The organism is Bradyrhizobium sp. USDA 4510 (assembly GCF_054059095.1).
In genome coordinates this window covers 589,952-615,130 of the sequence record NZ_JBSSBT010000001.1, presented here as the reverse complement: position 1 = coordinate 615,130, position 25,179 = coordinate 589,952, and the positions used below count along the sequence as shown (strand labels likewise).

The 25,179-nt window shown below is 58.2% G+C and carries 13 protein-coding genes and 4 pseudogenes; 5 read left to right on the top strand and 12 right to left on the bottom strand.

The features are described 5' to 3' along the window. The first annotated feature begins 764 nt into the window (after nucleotides 1–764). Nucleotides 765–2,474 carry a nodulation protein NodU gene (gene nodU, locus ACVMDN_RS02785; RefSeq protein WP_456835756.1) on the top strand — a complete coding sequence of 570 codons (1,710 nt, stop codon included), beginning with the start codon at nucleotides 765–767 and terminating at the stop codon, nucleotides 2,472–2,474. A gap of 155 nt (nucleotides 2,475–2,629) precedes the next feature. On the opposite strand, the gene ACVMDN_RS02780 is transcribed toward nodU, so the two are convergent. The 8 genes from ACVMDN_RS02780 to ACVMDN_RS02745 all read right to left on the bottom strand — a co-directional run bounded on the left by ACVMDN_RS02780 (nucleotide 2,630) and on the right by ACVMDN_RS02745 (nucleotide 12,360). After that, nucleotides 2,630–4,384 carry a phosphoenolpyruvate hydrolase family protein gene (locus ACVMDN_RS02780; RefSeq protein ID WP_456835757.1) on the bottom strand — a complete coding sequence of 585 codons (1,755 nt, stop codon included), beginning with the start codon at nucleotides 4,382–4,384 and terminating at the stop codon, nucleotides 2,630–2,632. Between the two features lie 54 nt (nucleotides 4,385–4,438). Beyond that, entirely contained in the window at nucleotides 4,439–5,548 is a 1,110-nt protein-coding gene (locus ACVMDN_RS02775) for an ABC transporter ATP-binding protein (RefSeq protein ID WP_456813751.1), read from the bottom strand. Then, nucleotides 5,548–6,372 (bottom strand): HAD-IIA family hydrolase, encoded by an 825-nt coding sequence (locus tag ACVMDN_RS02770; RefSeq protein WP_456813750.1) that lies wholly within the window; start codon nucleotides 6,370–6,372, stop codon nucleotides 5,548–5,550. The genes ACVMDN_RS02775 and ACVMDN_RS02770 overlap by 1 nt, the downstream gene beginning before the upstream one ends. Further along, nucleotides 6,365–7,135 carry an SDR family NAD(P)-dependent oxidoreductase gene (locus tag ACVMDN_RS02765; protein ID WP_253603916.1) on the bottom strand — a complete coding sequence of 257 codons (771 nt, stop codon included), beginning with the start codon at nucleotides 7,133–7,135 and terminating at the stop codon, nucleotides 6,365–6,367. The genes ACVMDN_RS02770 and ACVMDN_RS02765 overlap by 8 nt, the downstream gene beginning before the upstream one ends. Then, complete coding sequence (locus ACVMDN_RS02760) at nucleotides 7,132–8,073, bottom strand: ribokinase (protein ID WP_253603918.1); 942 nt, start codon at nucleotides 8,071–8,073, stop codon at nucleotides 7,132–7,134. The genes ACVMDN_RS02765 and ACVMDN_RS02760 overlap by 4 nt, the downstream gene beginning before the upstream one ends. After that, complete coding sequence (locus ACVMDN_RS02755; RefSeq protein ID WP_253603920.1) at nucleotides 8,070–9,875, bottom strand: ABC transporter permease; 1,806 nt, start codon at nucleotides 9,873–9,875, stop codon at nucleotides 8,070–8,072. The genes ACVMDN_RS02760 and ACVMDN_RS02755 overlap by 4 nt, the downstream gene beginning before the upstream one ends. Before the next feature lie 80 nt (nucleotides 9,876–9,955). Next, complete coding sequence (locus ACVMDN_RS02750; protein ID WP_456843595.1) at nucleotides 9,956–11,344, bottom strand: extracellular solute-binding protein; 1,389 nt, start codon at nucleotides 11,342–11,344, stop codon at nucleotides 9,956–9,958. Nucleotides 11,345–11,724: 380 nt separating this feature from the next. Continuing rightward, nucleotides 11,725–12,360 carry a hypothetical protein gene (locus ACVMDN_RS02745; protein ID WP_456835759.1) on the bottom strand — a complete coding sequence of 212 codons (636 nt, stop codon included), beginning with the start codon at nucleotides 12,358–12,360 and terminating at the stop codon, nucleotides 11,725–11,727. Between the two features lie 3,167 nt (nucleotides 12,361–15,527). Between ACVMDN_RS02745 and ACVMDN_RS02740 the strand changes: the two genes are divergently transcribed. From ACVMDN_RS02740 to ACVMDN_RS02730, 3 genes and pseudogenes are all read left to right on the top strand, one after another. Then, complete coding sequence (locus ACVMDN_RS02740; RefSeq protein ID WP_081334933.1) at nucleotides 15,528–15,962, top strand: SET domain-containing protein; 435 nt, start codon at nucleotides 15,528–15,530, stop codon at nucleotides 15,960–15,962. Between the two features lie 360 nt (nucleotides 15,963–16,322). Next, a pseudogene (locus tag ACVMDN_RS02735) lies at nucleotides 16,323–16,528 on the top strand (IS5/IS1182 family transposase); the annotation flags it as partial. A 937-nt stretch (nucleotides 16,529–17,465) separates the two neighbouring features. Then, nucleotides 17,466–17,648 (top strand): annotated as a pseudogene (locus tag ACVMDN_RS02730) (transposase); the annotation flags it as partial. A 37-nt stretch (nucleotides 17,649–17,685) separates the two neighbouring features. Here the strand turns inward: ACVMDN_RS02730 and ACVMDN_RS02725 are convergent. Beyond that, nucleotides 17,686–18,349: pseudogene (locus tag ACVMDN_RS02725) on the bottom strand (ISNCY family transposase); the annotation flags it as partial. A gap of 231 nt (nucleotides 18,350–18,580) precedes the next feature. After that, nucleotides 18,581–20,320, bottom strand: coding sequence for an NEL-type E3 ubiquitin ligase domain-containing protein (locus ACVMDN_RS02720; protein WP_069276325.1), 1,740 nt, complete (start codon nucleotides 20,318–20,320; stop codon nucleotides 18,581–18,583). Between the two features lie 988 nt (nucleotides 20,321–21,308). Here ACVMDN_RS02720 and ACVMDN_RS02715 point away from each other — a divergent pair. After that, nucleotides 21,309–21,489: pseudogene (locus tag ACVMDN_RS02715) on the top strand (IS3 family transposase); the annotation flags it as partial. A gap of 524 nt (nucleotides 21,490–22,013) precedes the next feature. On the opposite strand, the gene ACVMDN_RS02710 reads toward ACVMDN_RS02715, so the two are convergent. Together ACVMDN_RS02710 and ACVMDN_RS02705 are read right to left on the bottom strand one after the other, a co-directional pair. Then, on the bottom strand, nucleotides 22,014–22,349 hold the full coding sequence (locus ACVMDN_RS02710) for a hypothetical protein (protein WP_141713301.1): 336 nt from the start codon (nucleotides 22,347–22,349) through the stop codon (nucleotides 22,014–22,016). Nucleotides 22,350–22,904: 555 nt separating this feature from the next. Continuing rightward, a complete protein-coding gene (locus ACVMDN_RS02705) occupies nucleotides 22,905–24,905 on the bottom strand; it encodes a UvrD-helicase domain-containing protein (protein ID WP_253603926.1) in 2,001 nt (666 codons plus the stop codon). Between the last annotated feature and the right edge of the window lie 274 nt (nucleotides 24,906–25,179).

Sequence of the window (25,179 nt, the reverse complement as noted above, 5' to 3'; positions counted from 1 at the left end):
CGCAGAGGCAGCCAAACAGCCGACGTCTAGTCCGCGCGTCTCCACCGCTGGCGCAATGATCTAATGCAGATGGCGCAGAGAGATCGCGCAGCCATCTCATTCTGCCGGAAAGCGGCTTTGGCGTTGCGCAAGCCTCATCGAAAGCAATCGAGAGGGAGCATCTGCAACGCACTGTCGGGATCAGGTCATTCCGTTCTGTTCGCGACAGCCGCCCGATGAGAATAGGCGCAGAAAAGCAGCACTGGCGATTGGCACGCTCTTTGAAACTAAGAAGTCGTACCGTCCTATGACGAGCCATGCGAGAACAGACAATGTTGCAAAGACGCAACCGACCTGGCGAAGCAAGTCAAATTGGAGCTGACAAGAAGAATGAAGTGGGCCGCGCTCCTGCTACAGCTTACACTTTCCTCTGCAAGACTCCCTCCTTCACGACGGTCGAGATTGGATTGAAGCATTGAGATTCTTTCTCGATCCCGATGCACTGCTCGGTCGTGAATGCGAGGCTCGGCCCGGAAACCGCGACGGCTTTCCTTCGCATTGGCGCAAATCATGCACTGCGCTACGCGGGGCATCTAATGATCGGATCTCCGGTTGGAGCACGCCGCCGATACCGACACCGTCACGTGCTGGATGACGTGCTGATCGAGATCGAGCGTGAGCGGCGTGTGAATGATTCGATCCGCGGCGACTGCTTGCCCGCATGCCCTCGCGGTCCGATTTGATCTTCGAATAATCGAATTTCCCGCATTAAACACGGAGGCATTATGCGCATCTGCGGTATCAAGCTGACGCATGACGGAGCGATAGCCCTTATTGAGGACGGCCGGCTTATCTTTTGTATCGAGCAGGAGAAGCGGAGCAACAATCCGCGGTATCAAACGATCGAGAATCTCGATGCAATCGTGCGGGCTTTGGCGGAACACGGTCTCGACCCGCGGGAGGTTGATCAGTTCGTCATCGACGGCTGGGTTGGGACGGTGGCCTCCAAGTTCCGGATCCTCAGTGGTAGCGTTCCTATTACTCTCAAAGGGGCATCGTATATTGAACGCCATGCAGAGGGCCTTCTGACCTCGCAGGACGGTTTTGGCCTCAGGCTCGACGGCAGGGATTTCCCTTATAGAAGCTATCCGCACGTCACGAGCCACCTCGCCGCCGCGTACTGCACCAGCCCCTTTGCCAAAGCTGGACAGGGAGCTTTCTGCCTCTTGTGGGATGGCGGCACCTTTCCACGTCTCTATCATGTAGGACGACAGGGGGCACGGTTCATCGAGTGCCTGTTCCCAGTGATTGGGCACGTCTATGCCGCAGCGGGCCTTCACTTTGGGCCGTATAAGCAGGCGAACCGCGCCAACTGGGACCTAGGCGACCCCGGCAAGATGGACCCTGGCGGTGCCGGCAAGCTCAACTTGGGTCTTGCAGGCAAGCTGATGGCTTATATCGCCCTCGGGTCTGTTGAAGAAGCCATCGTCGCGGTCTTTCAGGAGCTCTATCAACAGCGCTTTGCGGCTGACACGAAGCTTGCCACTTATCGTACCGACATCAAAAGTATGGAATCTAAGCTTGCGGCTGTGCATGGTTTCTTCGATGCTAGCGAGCGCCGGTTGGAGGCCAAGGCACCCGAAGATGTGCTCGCATCGTTTCATTGCTTCCTCGAGCGTCTGCTTGTGCGCGAAATGGCAATTGCTTTGCAGCGGCACTCGTATTTTTCGACTCGCAATTTGTGCATAGCCGGCGGCTGCGGGCTCAATATCAAGTGGAACAGTGCGCTACGTGCGGCAGGCCTGTTCGACGCTGTCTGGGTGCCACCCTTTCCGAACGACAGTGGCTCTGCAATCGGAACCGCTTGCTCTGCAATGGCGGACAAAGGATTCGTACCGCTGGAGTGGTCGGTCTACAGTGGTCCGGTACTGCATGGTAGCGATGTGCCGCCCGAATGGGACGCGGTGCCCTGTGGCATGCATGAACTCGCGACTATTCTCGCCAGCAACAAGCCCGTTGTTTTTCTTTCCGGCCGCGCCGAACTTGGACCTCGGGCATTGGGCAGCAGAAGTATTTTGGCAGCCGCCACATCGCCGCGAATGAAGGATTATCTCAACGACATCAAACATCGAGAACGCTTCCGGCCAGTGGCGCCGATATGCCTGGAAGATCGTGCGCCGGAGATTTTCACTCCCGGGACGCCGGACCCTTACATGCTTTTCGATCACCAGACGCGAGCAGAATGGCGGGACAAAATTCCCGCGGTTATACATCTCGACGGATCTGCAAGATTGCAGACGATTAGCAGGACCTCTCAGCACAAAATTGCCGAGCTTCTCGTCGAATACGAATCGCTCACAGGCATTCCGCTGCTTTGCAATACGAGCGCCAACCAACACGGACGTGGGTTCTTCCCGCATGTCGCAGCGGCCTGTGAATGGGGGCGCGTGGAACACGTGTGGTGCGATGGCATGCTGTGGACGAAAGCTCCGTAGCGAGCAATTGGCGACTGACGGCGCGTTTCACGCCAAATTCACTGAGCAAATGGAGCTGGTAAGCCGTGGCCAGCACGGATCGTCAAACCAATGTTGACGCTTTTGGATGCGGCCGCTTCGAGCGGCTCGCTTCAGCAACGTGAACACTGGGATTGCTACTCTAAGATCCGCAGCTTTTTGATTTTGTTGTATAGAGTTTTTCTTGAAAGCCCTAGAGAACTAGCTGTTTTTCCGCGATGAAGTCTGTTTCGTTTCAAGCCTTCTATGATCCATTCCCGCTCGGAGAATGCATTTTTCGGCTTAGCTGGTGCCGACGCGTTCAACAGCGGCCTGAGGACGCCCGCGCTGATATGCGCATCTGCGAGCGTCACGAGTTGGTTCACGATCTGACGCAATTCCCTTAAATTGCCGGGCCAATTATGGCCAGCGAGCGCCAAAAATGCAGAATTTTCGATTGCCAGCGTTTGGGCATTCGAATCCCCCTTCGCCTCGACTGTGAAATGTTGAACCAGCTGAGGGAGGTCCTCCAGTCGGTCTGGCAAGGCAGGTAGCTTGATGTCGAGCCCCGAAAACAACCCGAGCAGCCGGGGACATAGCACCGTTTGAAGGCCCGCCCCGCGGGCGACCGTCGCAGTTGCGATAATTCGAGCACTGGAGCGCACAATCGATGCGCCGTTCAAGGGCGAGAAACTACCAGTCTCGAGGTAATCGGCAAGCCGTTCCTGCCCGTCACGCGAAAGCTGATCGAGATGCAGCAGCAACACGGTCGTATCGCTTGCACTTTCCAGCAGCGACAGTTGGCGTCTCCTGCTCTGATCGCGCTCGGCCCCAAAAAGCGCGCCGACCGTATCGATGGGCGAACCGGGTCGGCATTGAAACAGCGTTGCCCTCGCGTGCTTGCGGTCGCTGAAGGCATGGACGAGGCTCGCTATCCTCCGCTTGCCCGAGCCGGCCTCGCCCCAAACGAGCACAGGATTGGGATGGGACGCCAGGCGCTTTGTATTCTCTAGAACGCGTTTCATGATTGAGGACTGTGCGATGACGCCGTGCCTGAAGCCGCTCAACTGGAGTTGGCGCTCAAGAAGATCGACCTTCTCCCGCAATAAGTGAAGAGTCTTGAAGCCGGAGGTGACCTCAAGGACAGACATCTCCAGCGGGACGCGATCGAGGGAGGAGCCACCGATGAAGCCCTTGACACCTGTTTCGCCGCAGATATCCAAGAGTTCGTCAGGCTTCGTTATCGGGCCGCCGCCGAGGAGGCAGATCACGTTTCGGTCGACGGATTGAGCCACACGCGCGACTGCGCTCGTGCGCGCGGCAAGCTCCGACAAGCTGATCGATGGGTCAGATGCGCTTTCAACCCCACGATTGAGATTGAAGTTGATGCAGATGGCCTGGATACCAGCCTCTACCATGCGCCTTGCTTCGGATTGAGTTCGCGTATAGGCGATCGTCATCAGGCCACGTTTTGCCGCCTTCACCAGCAGCTCAATTTCGCGAGCGTAACCTAGGCCGGATTTCTCAAGCAACGACCTCCTGTAGTCATCAATGTGGATGACCGAAGGGAAGTTAGTAACCCCCGAAAAACCCCATCTACTGATCCGGTCGAGCCAGCGATCGATATCGAGCTGCGGATCAAAGGTACAAGCGCCGAAGAATACTGGCAATTTCGTGCTGGGCAGGATCTCGGTCCGACCGAAGCCGGCGACGAATTCATTGCTATTGCGGATTGGAAGGATTGAGGCGGGTGAAGAGCCGCCCATCGCGCGAAATCGGCCGGCATTGAGCGCAAGCACGAAATCTGCCCCTGCTCGCTCGGCCGCTCTCGCAGCCATGCCCGATCCGATCCCCGCCCCCAGCACAAACGAACGGGAATTCCGGAAGAACTGCCTGATACCGCCTCCCTTCACCTCGACCGCAACCCGTGGCTATAGACCGCGTTCGCTTTTGGCGACTAACTAAAATTAGCTCCAATTTGCGGGCGCATGCAACCGCCGCAGAGCTTTTCCGTTCGTCTTGAACAGATGGCAGTCGGCCGGGGAAGCCGCAAGACGAACTTTTCCGGAGTTTTTGAGCGGATCAGGCTTTGCCGCTTTTGCCACGACTGCCTCCTTTCCGGCGTTGCCATAAACGTAAGTGACGCTGCCGAGATGCTCGACGAAATCGAGATCGAGGTCGATCGCGATATCCTTCTCTGCGGACGATGAGGAGAAATCATCGGGCCGTATGCCAAGCGTGATCGGCTTGCCGATCAGCGATTTGTCCGCCTCCACGGGGACACAGACCAGCGCACCCGCATCCAATCGAACCTCCATGCCCGACTCATGCGCTGCTTCGACCTTGCCGCCTAGGAAATTCATTTTGGGCGAGCCGATGAATCCCGCGACAAACCGGGACGCCGGATTGTGGTAGAGATCATGTGGGCTCCCCACCTGCTCGACAACGCCCTCCTTGAGCACGACGATCTTGTCAGCCATGGTCATGGCTTCGATTTGGTCGTGCGTCACATAAATCATCGTGTTGCCAAGCTGCTTGTGAAGCTTGGCAATCTGAACCCGCATTTGGACGCGCAATTCCGTATCCAGGTTCGACAACGGCTCATCGAATAAAAACACCTTTGGCTCACGCACAATGGCGCGGCCAATTGCCACGCGCTGCCGCTGCCCGCCGGACAGTTGTCGAGGTTTACGACCCAGGACGTGATCCATTTGCAACAGCGATGCAGCCTGGGCAACCCTGGCATCAATGTCGGCTTTACTAAGTTTCGCCATGCGTAGAGGAAAGGCGAGATTCTCGCGGACAGTCATATGCGGATAGAGAGCGTAGCTCTGAAACACCATGCCAAGGTTACGATCAGCCGCATCAACGTCGTTGACGACCTCGTTATCGATCAGCAGCCGTCCATCGCTAATTCGCTCCAGCCCTCCGATCATGCGCAGCAGCGTCGACTTACCCGACCCAGATGGCCCAACGAAGACGACGAATTGGCCATGGTCGATTGCCAGGTCGATATTCCGTAGTACCTGGATAGTCCCGTAGGCCTTGCTGACACCTTCTAGACGAACGTCGGCCATCACGCTCTCCTCTGTTGCGGGCTTCCAACCAGGGCCGGGATCTCAATCTCCGCCAGGCTCGATACGATGAAATCTGGTCGTGCCAGGGAAGGATTCTCTCGGGGCGGAACGCCGGTCGTGACCAGCACGGTTGGAAGACCAGCTCGCTTACCGGCCTGAATATCTGTCGCAACCTGGTCACCGATCATCAGCGTGGCGCTGCGTACCGTCCCTAGGCGGGAAAGCGCCGCTTCTATCATGTGCGACTCTGGCTTACCAACGATCAGGGGTTTGACCTGGGCAGCAGTAGCCACAGCCGTAATTATTGCTCCTGCTCCCGGTTCGAATCCATTGGCGGTTGGCAAGAGGAGATCGGGGTTGGTCCCGATGAGGGCGGCTCCGTTCAAGATCGCTTCAATAGCAATCCGCATCTTCTCATGTGTGATGTTGCGATCGAGACCCATCACCACGATCTCCGGCTCTTGGTCAGTCACGTCCAGACCTACCGCGGCGACCGCATTCACAAGCGAGGTCGCGCCGATGACATATACGCGGCTTGCGTCCGGGTACTTCGCGCGCGCGAGTTCTGCGGCCGCGATCGCGCTGGTAACCACTTCGTTCGGCACGATTGCAAGGCCAAACGCTTGCAATTTGCGGGCGACGTCCTCCGGCGTGAGGGTCGAATTGTTTGTCACGAAACAGAACGGCATTCCGGCCTCCCGCCAACGCGTAAATGCTTCTATGGCATCGACAATTGCGGCATCTCCGCGATAGAGGACGCCATCGAGATCCGAAATGATCCCAGCGACTGACGGCCAGTCAAGATGAGAGCTTGGGCTAGCCATTCATCAGCATCCCGCCATTCACGTGAACGATCTGTCCTGTCATGTAGGAAGCCGCAGGACTCGCGAGGAAGACGGCTAGCCCTGCGATATCCTCAGGCACTCCAACCCGTCCTAATGGGATCCGGCCACCATGGCGAGCTTCGGTCTCCTCCCGCGGGCGACCGTGCATGGGAGTATCAATGATGCCAGGCGCGATCGCATTCACGTTGATGCTGAGGGGCGCGCATTCATAGGCAAGTAGTTTGGTCATGTCGTGAACGATTGCCTTTGAAAGGCAATAGTCACCCCCGCCGGCCTGGTAGTTGAAAACTGCACCTTGCGATGACAGCGAGGAGCCCACATTGACAATGCGTCCGCCTTTGCTTTTCATGAAGCGCTCAACGACCAATTTCGAACAGCGCAGGACGGCGATCGAGTTGATCTGGATCGTACGTTCAATTTTTTCAGCGCTGCCGCTGAGCAGCGGCTGGGCAGATTTTATGCCTGCATTATTGACCAGCACGTCCAGCCGGCCAAAGTGCCTGGCGATTTCTTCGAGGACCCTACCGACGTCTTCCTCGCGCGCGACGTCCATAGCCATGGGCAGTATGCCATTGCCATAGGGCAGTCTTGGCAGAGTATCTCTGAGGTTCTCTAGATTGGCATCGGTGGCGACGACGTTCGCGCCTCCCTGGCGAAATGCATTCGCAATGGCAGAACCAATACCGCCACCTGCCCCGGTGACGAGCACCGTTCGGTCTGCAACTGAGAACTGTACGGTCATTCCAACTCCAAGATCGTTTGAGACTGTAAAAACTCGTCAACTGCCTGGGCAGTCGGCATTGAGCTTTGAGCACCGCGCCGTGTTACACATAAGGCAGCCACCGCTAGCGCCCTTCTCACTGCTTCCTCTAGAGGCAGCCGCTGAGCGAGCGACGCTGCGAATGCCCCGTTGAAGGCATCGCCTGCGGCCGTGGTATCGACGACCTTGACGGGGAACGCCCGAAGAGCAAAGGAGCGCGTGGCATCAGCGTAATATGCTCCCTGCGCCCCGAGCGTGATCAGCGCGGCACCGGGCCCGAGGTCAAGCAGCTTCCCCGCCGCGCGCGCGGCGCTATCGAAGTCGCACACCTTGATGCCCGTCAGCTCGAAAGCTTCCGTCTGGTTCGGCGTGACGAAGTCAACGTTTCTCCAGGCGGCCGGTGGCAGACCTGGCCTCACCGGGGCTGGGTTGAAAATAAGCTCGAAGCCCTTCTTAAGCTTCATCTCGAACAGCCGATTGAGCGCGGGGATCGGCATCCCCATTTCTGCGACGACGATTGTATCGCGCTCTATGAATTTGATTGCGCTCTCGATCATGTCCGGCGCCACCTTCGAATTGGCGCCTGGGTCTATGACGATCATGTTGGAGCCGTCGTCAGCGACCATAACCACGGCCAAGCCCGAGACTTCGCCTGTACAGATCGTAATTGCATCAGTGCAAACGCCGGCTTCCATGAGCGATTTTAAAAGCGACTGACCGGCATCATCATCACCGAGATGCGTGTAGAAGTGTGGTTTTAGGCCGAGGCGGGCGGCCGCGACGGCTTGGTTCGCGCCCTTTCCTCCAGGGTGACGTCTCACCGTACCCATCAGGCTTTCACCCCGTGTTGGAAGCCGCTCGACATTGAAGCACAGATCGAGATTCGTCGTTCCGAAGAACATTAATGGCCGGACGCTCATTTTACGGCACCGAAGGTTAGGCCGCGTTCAAGGTGACGCTGACCGATTACGATCAGAATGACGGGAATGATCATCGTCACGACCAGCCCTGCGGCCATGACCGGGTAGAATTGCACGCCTGGATTGAGCAGCTTGAGAAGAGCGACCGTTACCGGCGCCTTGGTCGAAGTGAGGATCAGACCTAAGGCGAAGTTGTGCCAAGCAAGCAGGAAGATGAGCAACGAGGCCCCGATCAGGCCGGGCTTCAAAAGCGGTAGCACGATGTGCAGCACCACTCGGACCGGTTTGGCGCCATCCATGGCAGCTGCCTCCTCGATGTCTTTCGGGATGTCTTCGATATAGGACCGGCTCAGCCAAACAATCATCGGCAATGTAACGACTTGGTAGACCCAGATCATCCCGATATAGGTGTCATACAATCCAATCGTCTGAAAGACGCTGAAGAGCGGGATGACGACCAAAAGGACGGGGGCAAAGCGGAAGCCCAAAATGAAGAAGGCAATGTCTTCCTTGAAAGGTATGTCTCGCCTGGCTAGGACGTAGCCGGCTGGCACTCCAATGAGCAGCGCGATGATTACGGAGCCCAGCGCAATGACGACGCTGTTCGTGACCGGCGTTAGGAAGTCGACTTTGATGGTGCCATAGCTGGTCGCTCCGGCCTGGCTGACATCAAACAGGACACGGAAATTCTCCAGCGTAGGCACGAACAGGAAGGTTGGCGGCCAAGTCATCACTTCAGCCTGCTGCTTCAGCGACATCATGGCGATCCAGACAAGTGGAAAGGCCAAGATCAATGCGCAAATGCCGACGAGCAGGTTCAGAAGCACATTGACGGAGGTGGAGCGCTTCAATCGCATGGGTTGCATCCTCAGCTTACGCGCTGCCGAACGAGGCGCCATAGCTTCACCATTGGCAAACGTTGCGATTAACACGATCATCCAATTGACGACCATAAGTGCGGCACCACGCCCAAAGGCGAGATTCTGGAACGCGGTAACGTAAGCTCGCACCGAAAGTACGGAGGTGCTATTTCCAGGGCCACCTTGCGTTGTCCCAAAAATGATGTCGAACTGATTGAGGGATTCGATCAGCCGAAACACGGCGGCGATCAGGATGTATGTCGCAATCAGCGGCAACTCGATGTGCCGGAAGGTTGCCCAGCCCTTCGCGCCATTTACACGCGCGGCCTCCTTGACCTCTTCATTGATGCCCTGAAGACCGGCGAAGATGATTAGGGCGAAGAATGGCGTATAGGTCCAAACGTCAATAAGGACGAGTGAGAACATCGCGCTGTTTGGATCTGAAATCCATGTAAATCTGCCTATGCCTGCCAGGGAGAGCAGGTAGTTCATGATTCCATTTTGCGGGTCCATCATTGTCGTCCACATGAGCGCTACGCTCATCGGAGGCAGGACGAGCGGCAGGAGAATGACGGGCCGCATCACGCGCGCCAGGAAGACGTCAGTTGCAAACAGCTTGGCAAGCGCCAGACCCAATACGGCTTGCGCAAGCACCGCCGATCCGGCGTAAACAAGAGTGGCACGAACGCTATTCCAAAAATCTCCTGTCTTGATCAATGCCGCGAAGTTGTTGAGGCCGATGAAGTGAACCAAAGGCCGGCCGAATTTGAGATCGGTCAGCGACTGAAACACGCCATAGAAAAACAAGATAAGAAAGCCAAGAAGTACGATGATAGCGGGGGTGATTGCGGCAACGCTCCACCAATCAAAGCGCGGATCTTGCACGCTGACCGCCTTGCGTTTTGGCGATGCAAGTTGACTGGTCGAAGACTGCAGCGTCACGAGCCCGCGGGATCCTCGGATGTCCATCTCAGTTCATCTTTAAAATGCAGGGCGGCGATGTTGCTCGCCGCCAGCGCGTTTCACATGGACGAGCGGATCTCGGAAGCGAGATCAGCCAGCGTGGCCTTCACGTCAGCTCCGTTGACCATTTTTTGCATAGCGACGGCCCAAGCGTTCATTGCTTCTGCAAAGCCAACACGAGGTGTAAATGCGAGTTTTGCTCTATCCTGCACGGTCTTGAACGTGTCCACGAAGTTATTGAACTCAGGCTTTGCCGCATATTCGAGCCAAGCCTTGTCACTCCAGGTAGAGGCACGCGGAGAGTTGACGAGCTTGGCAGCGACGGCTCCGTTCAGTTCGACCTGCTTTGACGTTGCCCATTGGATGAACAGCCAGGCTGCCCCCTTCTTCTTTGAAGCGGCATTCATCGCAAGAGACCAGATCCAGATGTTGGATTCGAAATTCTTGCTGTTAGGAGCGCGCAGCGGAGGCGCGAATGCGATCTTCCCCGAGCCAGGTTTGCCGGCCACGTCATTCCAAAAGCCGAACATATTGAGATCGATCGCTATCGCCGTGCGTCCCGAACTGATGCCATCGACCACCTGGTACCAATTGTCGTTCGCAAACGACGGAGCCGCGCACTTCTTGATCATGTCCACATAGTCCTTGTGGAACGCGATCGACTCCGCCGAGTCGAGGCCAGTGTCCGTCTTGCCATCCTTGAGGACGAAATCATGCACCCCATAGGACCTGACGATCGAGATCGCGGCCGTGTGGATGCTGCTCCAAAATCGCACGCCGCGCACGCCAAGGGGTGTGATCGCGGGATCCGCGCCCTTCAGTTTTTCGCAGGCCGCGGACATCTCCGGAGGAGTCGTTGGGACTTTAACGTCGTACTTGTCGAGGATGTCCTTGCGGTAGAGCAGCTGGATGTTCTCAAAGCCATGCGCAATGGCCCAGACCTGTCCACTTCCCGGCTCGATCTGCCCCTCTTTGACCTTCCAGGTCAGCGCATCTCGAAGTGCAGGAAAGAAATCCTGATAGTCGTACCCCGCCGCCGTAAGTCTCGGATCGTTCAGATAATTGTCGAGCGGCTCAAGCAATTGACCCGGCGCAAGATCCCATGCTGGTTGGATGCCCGTCCCCACCACGTCCCAGCTCGTTGACTTGGTGCTGAGCTGGATTGTCAACTTATTCCAGTAGGCATCGTCCGGATAAAGCTCGGGCGTCACTTTGATGCCCGTGAGCTTCTCGAACTCCGGCAACTGGGCTGCGACCGCGTCGGCATACGGATGAATGTCATAGGCCCAGACAATCGACGCGCCTTCAAACTGGCGCCAGTTGATCTCGTCCGCCCTGGCTTGGGTGAATATCATGCCCGTTTCAGCCAAAACCGTGCAGCAGATGAGAACGCTTCGGGCAAGGCTCATCCAATAACCGCGAAAAGCGGCGAGCTTCCTTGTCATCATTCCCTCCTAGGCTCTTTGGCCCGTAAACCCACGCGCCCCCGTCGTCCGGGGGCGCGGTGAAGGGATGCTAATCCGTCATTTTTCTGCCTTGAGCTGGTTTTCAAACCAGCGTTGGGTAACATTGGGTAAGACGCAAATTCACGCTTGGTGCCTACGACGCACCTGGTGGGTAAGACAGCATCACGGTCGGTTCCGTGAAACAGGTCCTTATCGGCGAAGCATGATCGCTTTCGTTGACTTGGGCTATCGACCCGACGAGGGTCCCGGCCTTCGGACCGGATGCGCAAGCGCTCGGCACGCTGACTTTCAAATATCTGAAAGCAGGGGCGCCGGTCGCGTGCGATCCGACCGCAGTCGATAGCTCGTCAGGACTGAGAGGGTCAGTGGCCGGAATCGGATGAGCAATGAGCTCGAGAGCCCGTCATCATCTCGGGCGTATCGAAGGTGATCCTTGCTTTCTTGATCGGCATACGATCTTGCGGTGTGCTAGCAATGTTCGGATTATCCACGCTGGCTGTCCAATAATCAGCTAGATTGCCGCCCAGAAACAAGACCTCGGTCTCCTCGCGCGGTATTCCCCCTAACCAATCTCGCAGCTCCTCATCTCCGGGAGCATGCCCACGCTCTAGAATATCGTTGATCTTTCTGATCGGCCAGGCGGTGACGCTTGGTACCGTATAAGTGTGCAGCTTCTTCGCGTTCCTTGCAATTGCGTTCGCGCCATTCTCGCTGTGGTCCTTTGAAAGGAGCAGTCGCGAGGGGGTCTGGGACAATGACACAAAAGCACTCTCTGTAACGCCTTTCGTGTGCCACGCCGCGAGACGCGCCATATCAATTTCGTCCTCCCTTTCGTCGTCCGAGCAGATAGCAGCCTTATAAACATGCGGGCTAGCCTGAGCACGCAAACCCGCTAGGGAACGCACATGCGCGATGGCACTCACCTCCTCGTCTAGAATAGGCTCACAATCGATGTCCTCGTTCTGAAAACGATGCAGCGGCAGATACGATGATGCCACCACATCGTCGAAAATGCGGTCGACTTCGACGCTGCCGGCATAAGATCCGGTGGTTCGTGGCCACTGTGCGGCTCGCTGCGCAGCGAGTTTGATCTCGTTCTTCAGCGCCTTAACGCTCGCTCCGGCTAGCGATGCGGCAAGTTCAGCGCGCCCCCCTGACGAAGGATTCGGCCGGGCACCGCTCGCTTTCCTGGATGGCGCACGCTCTTCGATTGCCCCTCGTCAGGGTCGAGGGTGATCCAACCCGGCAATCGATCGAAGCGGCGGCTGAATCCGATGTTCGGTGTGACCGCAGTTCGCTCAGCTGCTGCTCAAAGTCCGCTTGATCCGGCGACGGATGTGCTGGTGAGCTGGTTTGTGCGCTTGAAGGGCCGCCCGGCTGTTGCTGCGTCCGCTGCTTCTGGGTCAAGGGTCCTAATGCGTTTGGTGGATCGATGTTCATCTGTTCCCCTCGCGCATGGGACATTCAGTTTGATCTTGGCAGGTGCGGCTTTCCAGAAGCCGACAAGTGAGGAAAGGAATGCGACCGACGGCCAACTTTTCGGGGGCTTCCCGCCTCGGCTACCGACGCTGCGAAAGAGCGTCCCACGAAACTGCGGACCGCCAGGTAATCCCGCGTCTTCGGCGCGCTTGATGAGCTTATGAGATAACGTTGCGGCTGTATAGCTCCACTGATAGTTGAACAGCCGCTGGTAGTGTGCCCGCAGCGGGTCGCGTCCCTCGGGTGAGTGTGGCAGTCGGGCTGGCCAATTTGGCTCTCTTAAGTCTCTAAGCGCGTCAGCTTGTCGACAGCTGATCCTAGTAGAGCATAATCAGAGAGCGACACTATCTGCGCGCGATTGCGAACGGACTCGAGGGGACATGGACCCATTTAACAGTATCAACTCATTCAACCAAAATCGCGCTGCTCACAACGCCGCGGAGCTACAACAGCAGCAAGCGGAGTTTGAGCCGTACTTGGATGAGGTGCCGCAGCTCGATACCAGTGCCGTCGCAAGGGTTCCTATTCCAGATCACTACTATCCTCATCTGTCTGACGAAGACCGTAGACTCACCGAGGCGTTGGAACTTGGGCACCATAGGGCCCGCGGTCCTCATCCCGAAGACGCAGTTACCAGACGCCTCGGGGACGCCGCTGCGCAGCACAACGCGCCGCGGGAAGCTTTAAGTTGGCCGAAGGAGCTGACTGCAGAACATCACGATCAGGATCCGCTGGGAGGGATGATGGGCGAAGCCATCCGAGCATCGTCTCTCATGCCAACCGCGCGCGATCACCAGGCACCGGATCCCGGAGAAGCCGTGCATCACTTCAGCTGGAGCGATAGCTACCAGCCGGCTCCTAACGAACTGACCAGGAGCTCCCCCCCTTAAAAGGCACGAGGTCCTCATGGGTGAGGATTACGCGGGGCAGTTGAGGCCTGCGAAGAGGCAGAGGACGCTAGGTCAGCCGGAAGGGGATGCCATTGGGCGCCAGCTGAGCGAGTCCGGCAATTCAGTCGCTCCTGTGCTGATGGAGGACGCCGGCGCACCGTCGCCTTTCGGGCCAGCGGTCGGTTCGACGTTCGTCCTTCCTGCGGAAGGTTACGATCAGGATATGCTGTGGGCGATGATGGAAGACGCCGGCCCATCGTCGTCTCGCGAGCCAACCGCACGCCATCACCAAGACTTGGATTTAGGAGAGGCCGTTCGTTCCTTTAACTCGCGGCACGGCGACCAGCACACGCCGGCTGCCCTTGACGGTAGCAGCGTCCCGCCGAGCCAGGACAGCCGACCCACCCGTTTCGTGGTTCACAATGACCGCTACACTGCGCTGTTCGTGCCCGCGGCGGAGATGAGGCGAAGCACCCCACTCAATTCGCCAGGCGCTGGCATTCGTCTCGGCTCTCGGCCGGAAAGCGTTCCGCAGCCCAGTGCACGGCCGGCGAATCGGGCCTCGCCAGCGCTGCTTGGACGGTCGATGGATCAAGCCGCCTCGGCGTCCGCCAGGGCTGAGAGGACATCCCCGGCGGTCCGCGAGATTTATGCTGCATCATTCGCCGTTCCCGAGGATTTTTCGCACGGCACCCAACCCGCCCCGGACACGATGCTCTCGAAGCTCGGCCGCTGGGGTCTCTTGCCAGACGCGGCGCAGCCGGTAAAACAATACGACATTCGCGGCGAGCGCTACATCGCCATCGTGGGGCCTGGAGGGCCCAATGACGTTCGGCTCATCCATCAACCACGAATGGAGACGCCGACGTACACCCCCGACGCTAGGAGCCCGTCCAGATAGCTCTGGTATCGGGCTTGCTAATGGACGATAGCTTGCTCCAGCGAGTCTTGCGAGCTTGGCGACCTTGTGGGCGGTGCAGATGATCGCTACCCGTCCCGATCAACTTGCACGCATCGTCGCTCAGCGACTCATCGTTCAGCCGAACGGCCATCACCTCCTTGTTATTGGAGAGCCGGCCGCCAAAGCTGCGAAGAAAAACCTACGGTGTTCTTGACGGCACGTTTGGCGGCATTGCCCTTCGTAAGGCCCTCCTCAAGCCCCGAAACAAGGGAAGCATCCTCGGAGTAAAGAGGCTGCTTCCTGCGTCCCATTGAAACCCCGGTCGACTGAACTGGTGGCAACTGATGACGACGGGTCTGGTGGTCCGTCAGCCCAGATGCACATCCTGGTCGTAGCCTTCCGCAGTTCCTCTGGCCAACGCCGGTCTGCGGCGTCATCGATCCGCCCCGAGTCTATCAGTGCCGTATCTTCGGGATCAGCAATGGTCAGGATACCGGGCGCGATCGCCATCGCTTTAGCGCCGACCGACGACTTCCGCAGCTGAGCCAGTGCTGCGCCGACGTTGCCGCCCACACCAGTGTCCTGGTTGTAGCTCTTGACATCCAGCGCCTCCGTGGAAAGCCGGCCAGCAATGTCCTTCTTATTCTTTTGAGGGAGATAGTCGCAGAAACCTCTGAGAGCAGTGCATAGATCCTCCCAACTACGCCGCTGACGCTCGCCCAGTTCGCCGAGATGCTGATCCGACAGTTACAGCGCCGAAACGAATGCAGAGATCGAAGAAAAATCGAAATTGTGGCGGAGGCGCGATTAAACGACCCTACCAATTCTTACAGGAGATTTGCGGGACTTAGGTCAGTTAGCTTGCTGGGTGTTAGTCACTTTTGGAGATATTTCAGTGTTGATTGTTGAAACCATTTTGAAGCCAGACCACTTTGGCGGCATCGGACTTTTCTCTGCTACTCTTTTACCTAAAGGTACATTGGTTTGGATTCATAATCCAATCGTTGACATTGCCGTGACGCCTGAACAGTACGAAGCCTTACCTCCAACATTTCAAGCTTTACTTGACAAGCATGCCTATCCAAGAGACCGCGATGTGGATGATGGTGTTGTAGAGTACAATGCTGACAATGCCCGTTTCATAAATCACAGCAGTCAGCCAAACACATATCAAGACGATCATTGTCGAATCTTCGCAGCCCGTGACATACAACCGGGTGAAGAACTGACTTGCGATTACTTGTCTTTCGATCCAAGGTGCGACCTATCGTGGGTTAAAGAGCTAGCGCCGAATCTTGGTGCCGGAAGGCGCCAGGCGGCCTCGGATTGAGTTTGCGGTCAGGCGACGTTGATTCCGCCGGCGAATTTACACGGGGGAGAGTTTCGGCAGCGGTTGCCCCACCGAGACGACGCGAGTTGAAGATCATCGTGAGCGCGGTCTTGTTCGACGTCCCTTGGCGCGCACGAACGCGCTTTCGATGACGTTGGCAGCCCCCCTACGTGGAGTTCACTACATCTGCTGTGCCAACCTAAGGCTTCGTTACTGACTCGCTTTTTTACTCGCTAGTGTCCGCAACTCGTCCTGGCATCGAAACACTGGGCTGCTGTTACGATTACCCCGTTAGTCTTGGTGAGGCGCTCATGAAGAGGCAGTGGGAGCGGACGCTGCTGCCCCGAATGCCTCGATGACTTGATTGACGAGAGCAGCCCGGTTCGCGTGATCGACGTATTTGTCGATGCGCTCGGTTTGGCTGAGATAGGCTTTGAGATTGCGGATCCGGCGGCGGTTGGCCGTCGTACCATCCCTCGGTGCTCCTCAAGCTTTACATTTACGGCTATCTAAACCGGGTGCAGTCGAGCCTGCGGCTGGAACGAGAGGCCGGGCGCAATGTCGACTGATTGAGCTGCTGGTTTTTCCCTTTTGGCGCGCCAGACGGGCGAGGAACAATCAGCTTGGCAGTGCATCGGCTGAGGGCCCCAGCCGGTCCAGGCGCCCCCGACTGCTGGAGGAAAATCCGTATCGTTCGGGTTGGCGGCCCCCAGGCTGGGGCCGCTCAATTGACCGGGGCGTCGGACCCGACACCTGACCGCATCGATTAACATAGCCACGTGGCAGGGCCGAAAATTAAGCGCTGTAGTATAGTTGGCCGCTTATCGATCCGCTGTTCGTGCTTTCAGCTTGTATAGTCACGCATTGCGCACACAATGAAAGCCCTTCGCTGCTCAGCCACGCGCGGCTAGCAGAGCTGCGGCAATCCCTCTATGATAGATCCGGCGCGCCCGTAGAGATCAGCGCAGATGGAGACAACAGAGAGTAAGGCCGCCTCAGTTGTGGGGCCTGCACTCGGCCAACAAAACGGCCCCGGCGAGAGCACTGACTGGGCCGTTCTCATTCCTGTCGCCGAGCCGCCGTTGTCTGTATCGGGCGCCATCGGGCCTTACAATTATATCCTCCATGAAATCGTCTGCCCAGTGTTCGCATCATCGAATCACGTCGCGTGCTCCGTCAATCAACGTGGATCAAGCAAACGCAAATAGTTGCCGCTTTTTCCTGAGTGCCCATTCTTTGGGACACATCCGGGCAGAGCTCGCGGGCAAGGTACAGCCCCATAGATATTACCTCGGTTCCTCGACTGGTGATGTAACCCCAAAATGCGCCGGATGACACTTGAAACGGTCGGGCAAAGAGATCGGCAACATCGCATTCGAAGCCATGCGAATTGACGCGACAGCCCCTATCTCAAACGGACCGCCGAAGTTGTTGCCTGTGTGACCTGCCCCTGAGTATTTCCTCCAGATGGAGTTAGAGTCCGGCCTGAGCAAGGACGGACAGATGAAGCGAGCAAGGTTCACGGAAGAGCAGATTATCGCAGTGTTGAAGGAGCATGAGGCCGGAGCGACGACAGCCGATCTGGCTCGCAAACATGGGGTCTCGGAGGCGACGATCTAAAATTGGAAGGCCAAGTTCGGCGGCATGGAAGCTTCCGAAGCCAAGCGGCTGAAGTCGCTGGAGGAGGTATAGCGCGACGATCAGGATGAGAGTCTCACCCTGATCGCCGCCGCGCATCCGTCAGCACCGTGCTCAACAGCGTCTGTTCGCGCACGATCAGAGGAGCGCACTCCGTCCAGCCGGTAGCAATGTCGGTGAGCACGAGGGTCTGGATGAAGCTGCCGCGCGCAGATGGACCGCTATGCGCGACAAGGTCGGCCTCGACGAATCCGGGCGCCGGATCATTCCAATCTGCCGACGTCCTTATTGGAACACTGCGACGCAACGAGTGCGTCGCGTGCCGCCGATCGCTTGCGACCTAATCCTTCTCGGACCCGCACCAATGCGCGGTCGATCGTCGCAGCGCTCATTGCCAAAAGTTTGTCGCGGATCTCGGGGGCAAGGTCGAGGTGGCCACACCGTTCCATCGCCTCAATCAACCCAGGCATTAACGCCTTCAGCCGCTTCCCGCAGATCCGGTCCGACGCCTCCCAAAGGAGCACGAGCGCGTTGTGTTCTACCTCATTATACATTCGACGTCGCGCCCTTCGGCTTGGGCGCGCGTCTTCCTGACCTCGAAGTAGTCGCATCGCATGCTTGCGATGGAATCCGGTGATGTCGACGAAATCGTCTAATATCCGCGTCTTCTTCGCGCGATCCGAACGCCGATAGCGCGCGCCTCCTGCCGCCGTCAGTTCCTTCCGCGTTGCCATGCTTAGCCACCCCATCGTCGCCCCCGCTCCAAGGGAGCAATTTACGTGAGGCAACGGCTCAGCATCCGGTAACAATTAGGGCGAGACAATGCGCAACCATTGTTACGGTCGTCAAACTGAGGCGTCTCTTTTCTAATTCACCTGGGGACTCGCCGAGAGCGGCCTTCTTAGGCCGACTGGCTTGGCGAAGGCTGTCATTAAGTCATCGCCCGAGCTCTCGACAGCAATCCTGGGTTTGACCGTGTATTATAGCTCGATGCCATTCGCCCTAAGTACCCGGTGCATTACCTCACCCTTGATCTCGCGAGCGATCTCGTTGACGATGTCAGGTCCAAGCGTCCGCTCGGCATCGGCGTCGCCCATCAGCCCTGCTTCGAGGAGCCGTTGATTTAGCCGAGTTTGAAACTCGTCGTCCATCGCGTCGACGAGCCGCTGCTCCATCGCTGCATGATCTTCGGGCGCAATGCGCCTCAACACTGATTCCCAAGGCTGCCAACGGGTAGCGAGATAATCCGCAAAGCCTGTCTCTTCCTGTTCCCGGACCGTTACTATCGCTCTCTCAAGGTGGTCGCTGCTGACATGAGCGACGGTTAAAAAGCGCATGTCGGCGGCTACGTGATGCAGTTCCAGTGGCTCGCGCAACTGGTTCTGGTAGGCCAGATAGACCTCGACTTCGTCGGCCGGGAGGGTGAGATTTAGCTCATTGACCGTCTGGCGCGCTATCCCGTCCAGCGCCTCCATACGGAACATGACGCGGGCATGCTGGAGCAACTCGGGGAGCCGATCGTCGTACAGGCCATCCTCGATGTCGGCATTGAGCCGCGCGCTCTGCATCCCGTTCCATGTCAAAGTGACCCGATCCTCACAGCTTGCGCACGCATCAGAGGCCAGCTGGAAAAACAGCTCGCGCAGTCGCGGCCTCGCTGCCGCCTGCCGCAGATCCTCGCCGACGGCCTGCCGAAATTCGTCACTTTGGTTGTTCACCGTTCCGGCAAGCCGCACGAGGAATCGAGCGTAGTCTTGAGCGCCGGGCTCACCGGCGAAGCCTCGCCATGTCGCCAGGGTGGTTGGGTCTTCTCTCAGCCAGTTTTGGAGAATTTCTGGCAGGACCGCGCTCTGCGCGAAACGGATTCGAGGACCGGCATAGCCCGCAGCAGTAGTTGCTCTCGCTAGATCACTTTGGACTGGCTCTTGCAGTGGATTGTCTCTTAAATCGACCAGTGCGTTGCTCCTTAGCTGCAGCAGGCTCGCCGGTACCTCCGTCAGCTGATTGTGGCTGACATCAAGTCTTTCGAGGCCAGCCGGCAGTTCCGGCAGCCGGACCAGCTGATTGTCGTCCGCATCTAGAATTTCCATACGCGAGGGAAGAGGCTCAGGCATTTCGGTTAGCTGATTATTGCTGACGTTGAGGGTCTCAAGATTGGCTGGAAGAGCGGGTAGGCTGGTCAGCTGATTGTTTGGAGCGGAAAGATCCCGGAGCTCCGTCGGAAGGGTGGGCAGACTGGTCAGTTGATTGCGTCCAAGCAACATCAAGCGCAGTCCGGCTGGAAGGCTGGGCAAGCTGGTCAGCTGGTTGTATGTAACGTTGAGTTCTTCAAGCGTTGCCGGAAGCTGAGGCAGACTGGTCAATTGGTTACGCCCAACCCATAGCCTCTGCAGTCCGGCTGGAAGCTCGGGCAGGCTGGTTAGAAAGTTGCTCCCCGCTCTTAGTTCTTGAAGGGTCATCGGCAGGGCAGGAAGCCTGATCAGGGAGCGAAAGGTCAGGCCCATCGTCTCATCCCAACCCTGCGGCGGCCAAGGTATCGCTTGATTGGCGTGGTTCTGCGACCGGGCTTGGTTCGCCGCGGAGGGCAGCGCCTCCGTGAGAGCGTCGTCCCAATGCGCCGCGAGGGGAGAGCCGGGTTCTGAGGCTTCGGACTGGGACGTTTCGGAGTCAGAAATCGCGAAAGAGCCACCACCGTCGAGCTGTGACAAATCTCTATCCATTTATTGTCGTCTCCCGCATGACATTATCAAGGAAATGCGCTTGAGCGCCCTCCCCAAAGGTTAACTCTCATCATGGTGATCCATCGAGAAGCCAAGCGGGCCATGATGGAGCCCACTCAAGCTGTCAGAGCCGAAAACGCTGGCTGCTCTGACGCAGCGATGATGGCCAAAGATATTTTCAGGCATCTGGTTCTCACACGACTTAGTATCTTGGGTAAATCCGGCTCCTTCTCCAAGCCGAATTGGGCGGATGAGGTCAAGCCTTCTTGTCTGGATGGATATTCTCGTTCTAGGACGGCTGAGCTGTCTAAAAGCTGACTAGTCTTGCCGCTTAAAAAAAATGAGCCCTTGCGGTTCAGTTCAGCCGAGAGACCGTCATCTCCGCGTTCCTCTTTCGGTCTCCCGCTGATTCGTTCGGTAACGCGCTAGGAATGGGCTTGGACCAACAAGCATATGCGGTGATGGAGCTTCTGACCGGGAATGCAGTCGTGCTCGGGAGCCACGCCACGGCGGTGGAATCCGTCGAAGCTGGTTTGAGGCCTATAATGCAACCGACCAAAGGTAAGAGATTTCCGCGTCGTCTTCATCGCTCATGAACATCGGTCCGAATGTGATGTGGCTGCCTTCGGACGTGCCCCATAAAAAGCCGGTTCGGACGTCCAGATCAGTTTCAAGAAAACGCTATGCTCGAGCAATGAAAGACGTGAATCGGACGACAACCCACCGAGCGACGTCCGACCCATCAATTCCGCAGATCGATCTGATCGAGAGACTCAATTTTGTCACTTGCAGCGTACTCGGCAAGACGCTCGATGAAGCTTGGGGGCAAACCTTAGGGAAGCGATTATCGAATGAAAGAGACTGTGTTAGCGACAGCGAGCGCTCTTGCAACGGCAGCGGTTCCCCCTTTTGCTGCAATGGTCAGTGCCCAATCGGTTACCTGTAGCGCGGCAATCTGGGTAGGAAGTCTCCCCCTGATCGCCGCCGCGCAGACTACAATGGCGAACGCCCCCATTCCTCGCTGCAATACCTCACGCCCGCGGCCTAAGCCGCCTCTCTCACCGCAGCGGGCGCTCGGCTGCGCAACCCCGACCAGCTCCGCCGATCGCCCGTTGTTTCCACCGCGCCGCAAGGCGTACCCCCCCGAGACTCTAACTGCCGCTGGATGAAAATTCAGGGGCAGGTCATGTGAGGCTCATGAAGCGCCACAACGGTTCATAATCGAAGCACCGTCGCGAACACACAGCCTAGAAGACATCCGTTTGCCTCCGGCATGGAGGAGAACAATTTATCCAGGAGATCCTGGGTTCTCGGTATGGTGAGCGCCGTGCAATGTGCGCTCATATAGGCGTGCGGCGCTTAGCCCGGTGCCTTCTCTAACTACCGGCCCCTTTTCCTTCATCCAAGATGGCAAGATTGTATCGGTGGAGAAGACCCCGCACGCGGACCGCAGGTGCATAGGATCGATGCAAAGCATCGTGAAGGCATCGCGTTTCGCCTTGTTGCTCAACCACAGAAGCGCCTTTGTCTCCGTTCTCGTAGCAAGCGCCGCCTCTATCCACGTACGGATCTGCGGCGTAGCAATCAGGAAAACCGCCGAAACGGCGTAGGTAGCGCTCCGCTATGGATATACCATCTCAGCAGAGGACAGATCATGGCTGTCGTACGAACCGCGATGACCCTCGACCGGTTCTCACGAGTGACGATCGACCAGTTCTCTCTTGATAAGGATAGTCACACTTCTCTCCAAAGCCCGTACAGCTTCCGTCACAATGCCGAACGCATTGCGACACATCTCGAGCACTGCTGCACCGAGTTCATCAGGAATGTGAGCGGGCCGGCCAAGCTTGAGGTTGACGGATATGCCATCAATTAGCGATCGGGAGTCGTGGCGCCCTTGAAGTTGAGCGGCAGGGGCATCAAGCGGTCGCCGCTCGTGACCGATGGTGTCTGGTGTTAGCCGGATTGAAGTAAGACAGGAATCATCTTGTTGGAACCGCGCCGGCGTGAAGGCTTCCGTCATCGACATCGCATGGTCCTGCTCCAGCTTGGTTCGCGGTAGTGCGCTGGTCAGGTGATGCCGCCGAGGCACTGATGTTTGACGGGCCAGCCGCCGGTGTGTGGGCCGTCAGGACATGACTTTACTAGCCTTGATGCAGACCAGTTCCGCAGGCGTCCACTATCGAGGTGCAGACCATGGGAGCGCCACGCCTCGCTCGACCAACGTGGCGTCTAAAGTCCCGCTTCGCGGAGCCGACTGAGAAGATGGCAAATCGCGTCAACCGCAACAATCATGTCGCGGATCTCGCGAAAGAGGGTTCTGCTGCGCCACTTGAGCTTGAGCGGCCGGAGCCAAGCGTACCATCTGGCCTGTTCGGTCCGTGAGGATAACTTGCTGGGATGGCACAAGACACCGTGCCAGGATCGTGACCCATCGCGCGTCACGGACACGATTGGAAAACCAGTGCAACGTCTCGGCGAACACGTTGGTGAGTGCGAGGAGGCCGAGGGCATCGCCGCGCCTGACGACGATCGGTCCCACGGCCCGGTGAATAGCAGCCGCGGTTCAATTTCGTTGGCCTGATCAAGCGACCTCAACGACCTGCCCGGTAGTCATGAAGACCAGAAGAGCCCGCTTGGCCTTGGTCTGCTTCCGATAGTCGACGATCTGTTGCCTGTAGTGGCCGATGCTCGACGCGTCCGGCGCCACGTCGCTTTTCCAATCGACGACCGCATCGATGGCTCCGGCGTCATCGAACGCGACCGCATCGGCCTGTCCGGAGAGCAGTACCTCCTCGCCGTTGCTGCTGTCGCTTCCGAACAATGGGAGCTCGGGGACGAGACGCGGCCGCAGCTTGGCGACGTCAGGAAGGGCGAGCGTCCGCCGCACCGTAGCGGCCAGTTCAACGGCGCTGATGCCGACCTCCGCGTCAGTCGCCGGCTCTTGCCCCATCTGGCAGATCAGTTCGGCGGCTCGCGCTTCGAGCTCGGTCTGGGCGTCGCCGGCTTCTCCGGTCAGTACCTCCTCGATCAGCTTGTGGAGGATGGTACCGCGCGTCGAACTGCCGAGAACGGCGGCCGGCTCCAAGGTCGCGGCTTCGGGAGTCTCCTCGCTTTCAATCTTCGTTTCCGCTTCGTCCACCTGGTCAAGTTCTCTCCGGCTCGGGCGATGCCAGATTATGGCCTTGCACGCGTCAAATATGGCGGTCGCCTCGGCGGCGAAGGTCTCGCGGATTTGGCCGTTCTCCCGGTACATGACGCCCCTCACCTTCGCGGTCCCGACGTCCCTTGGGTTGATCGCCGGAAGATCGGCAATGCCCAAATCGACAAGTTTTGCCCAGCACTTGTCCGACAGGGTGGTGGAGTGCCTGGGCAGGATCAACAGATCGCGTGCCCGAGTCGCCGCCACGTACCAGAGACGTACGCGCTCGCGCCGCTGCTCTTCGTCGGCGCGAGCCTCGATGTCGGCATGGTCCGCCGGGCAGATACCGAGGATCGGGGTCGAGAACAGGTTCTTCGAGCGATCCTGAACCAAGCCGGTTTCGGCGTTGGGCGTGCCGGTCATGTTGATCGGGATGACGACCGGCCATTCGAGACCTTTAGCCGCGTGGACCGTGATCAGCGAGACCGCTTCCTGCTCTGCGTCGGGCCGGCCTTCGACCTGACGCACCGCTTCCTCCCAGTTTGCGCGCATGTCGCTCGCGAACGCCCGCAGGCCGCGAACATCGTAGGCCCGCGCCATGTCGAGGAAGAGATCGACGTTGGCGACCGCCCGCTCGGCGCCGGCCTTGAACCGCTGCCGGATCTGCGCACGGACGTGGAACGCCGCGATCGCATCGGCGAGGAGCGCGTATGGTATCGTGGTACGCGCTCGCTTGCGCAACGACGACAGCTTGATCAGGACATCTCGGGCGAGCGCGTGGCCCACGCTTTCTGGATCGGTCCGGATTGTCAGCATCGGCAGGCCTTGCCGGTTGGGATCCGACGGCAGTGCTTCTGAGATGTCGAGCAGTTCGGTTTCGGTGAGGCCGACCAGCGGTCCACGCAGCAGCGACCCGAATGCCAGCGTGTCGCGCGGGTCGGCGAGAGTGCGGGTCAGCCCAATGAGATCCTGGATCTCCTGTGGCCGGAAAAAGCCCTTGCCGGCCTGGGTCGAGACCGGAATTGCGAGATCCTCCAACGCCTCCTCGAAACGCCAGAGCTCGGTGCCGACGGGCGCCAATAGGCCGATGTCGCCAAAACGGCACGGTCTTGTCTCGCCGGTCTGCTGGTCGCGGACCTGCAGATTACCGACCAACCGGTCGCACAGGTCGGCTACCGCGATCGCTTCGGCGTCGCGGATCGCGGCGGCCTTGGGCTTTTCGCCTTCAACTACAACGTCCAGCGCGCACACACCTGGCTTCTCGCCGATCGCGGAATGGATCGGCGACAATTTGGAGAATCCGGGCTGCCCAGTGGCGGACAGGGGCTGCTCGAACCGAGCGTTGACAAAATCGACGATCGGCTCGACGGACCGGAAGCTGACGGTGATCTTGATCTGCGAGCCGGCGTCCACCGCCGACCGTGCGGCGATGTAGGCACTCACGTCGGCGCCCCCCTATGCTCGGCATCCAAAAGTCAGAGCTAGTGACAGGAATATCTCTGTACGAAACGCTCCAATCTGTAGCTGAGACAGCACGCTAGCTGATAGTGAGATAATTCGCTCGCTGTGTCGGTGCTCGGCGGCGCAACTGTTACAATTTGCAATTAGTGTCTGCGCGATAGGCCCGCCGAATTCTTCATGCCCGTCATCGAGCGACCGTAGCGTGCCCGCCGCGCGTACGAAACCCATCTCGCTCGTGCCAAGTGTGCAAGACATG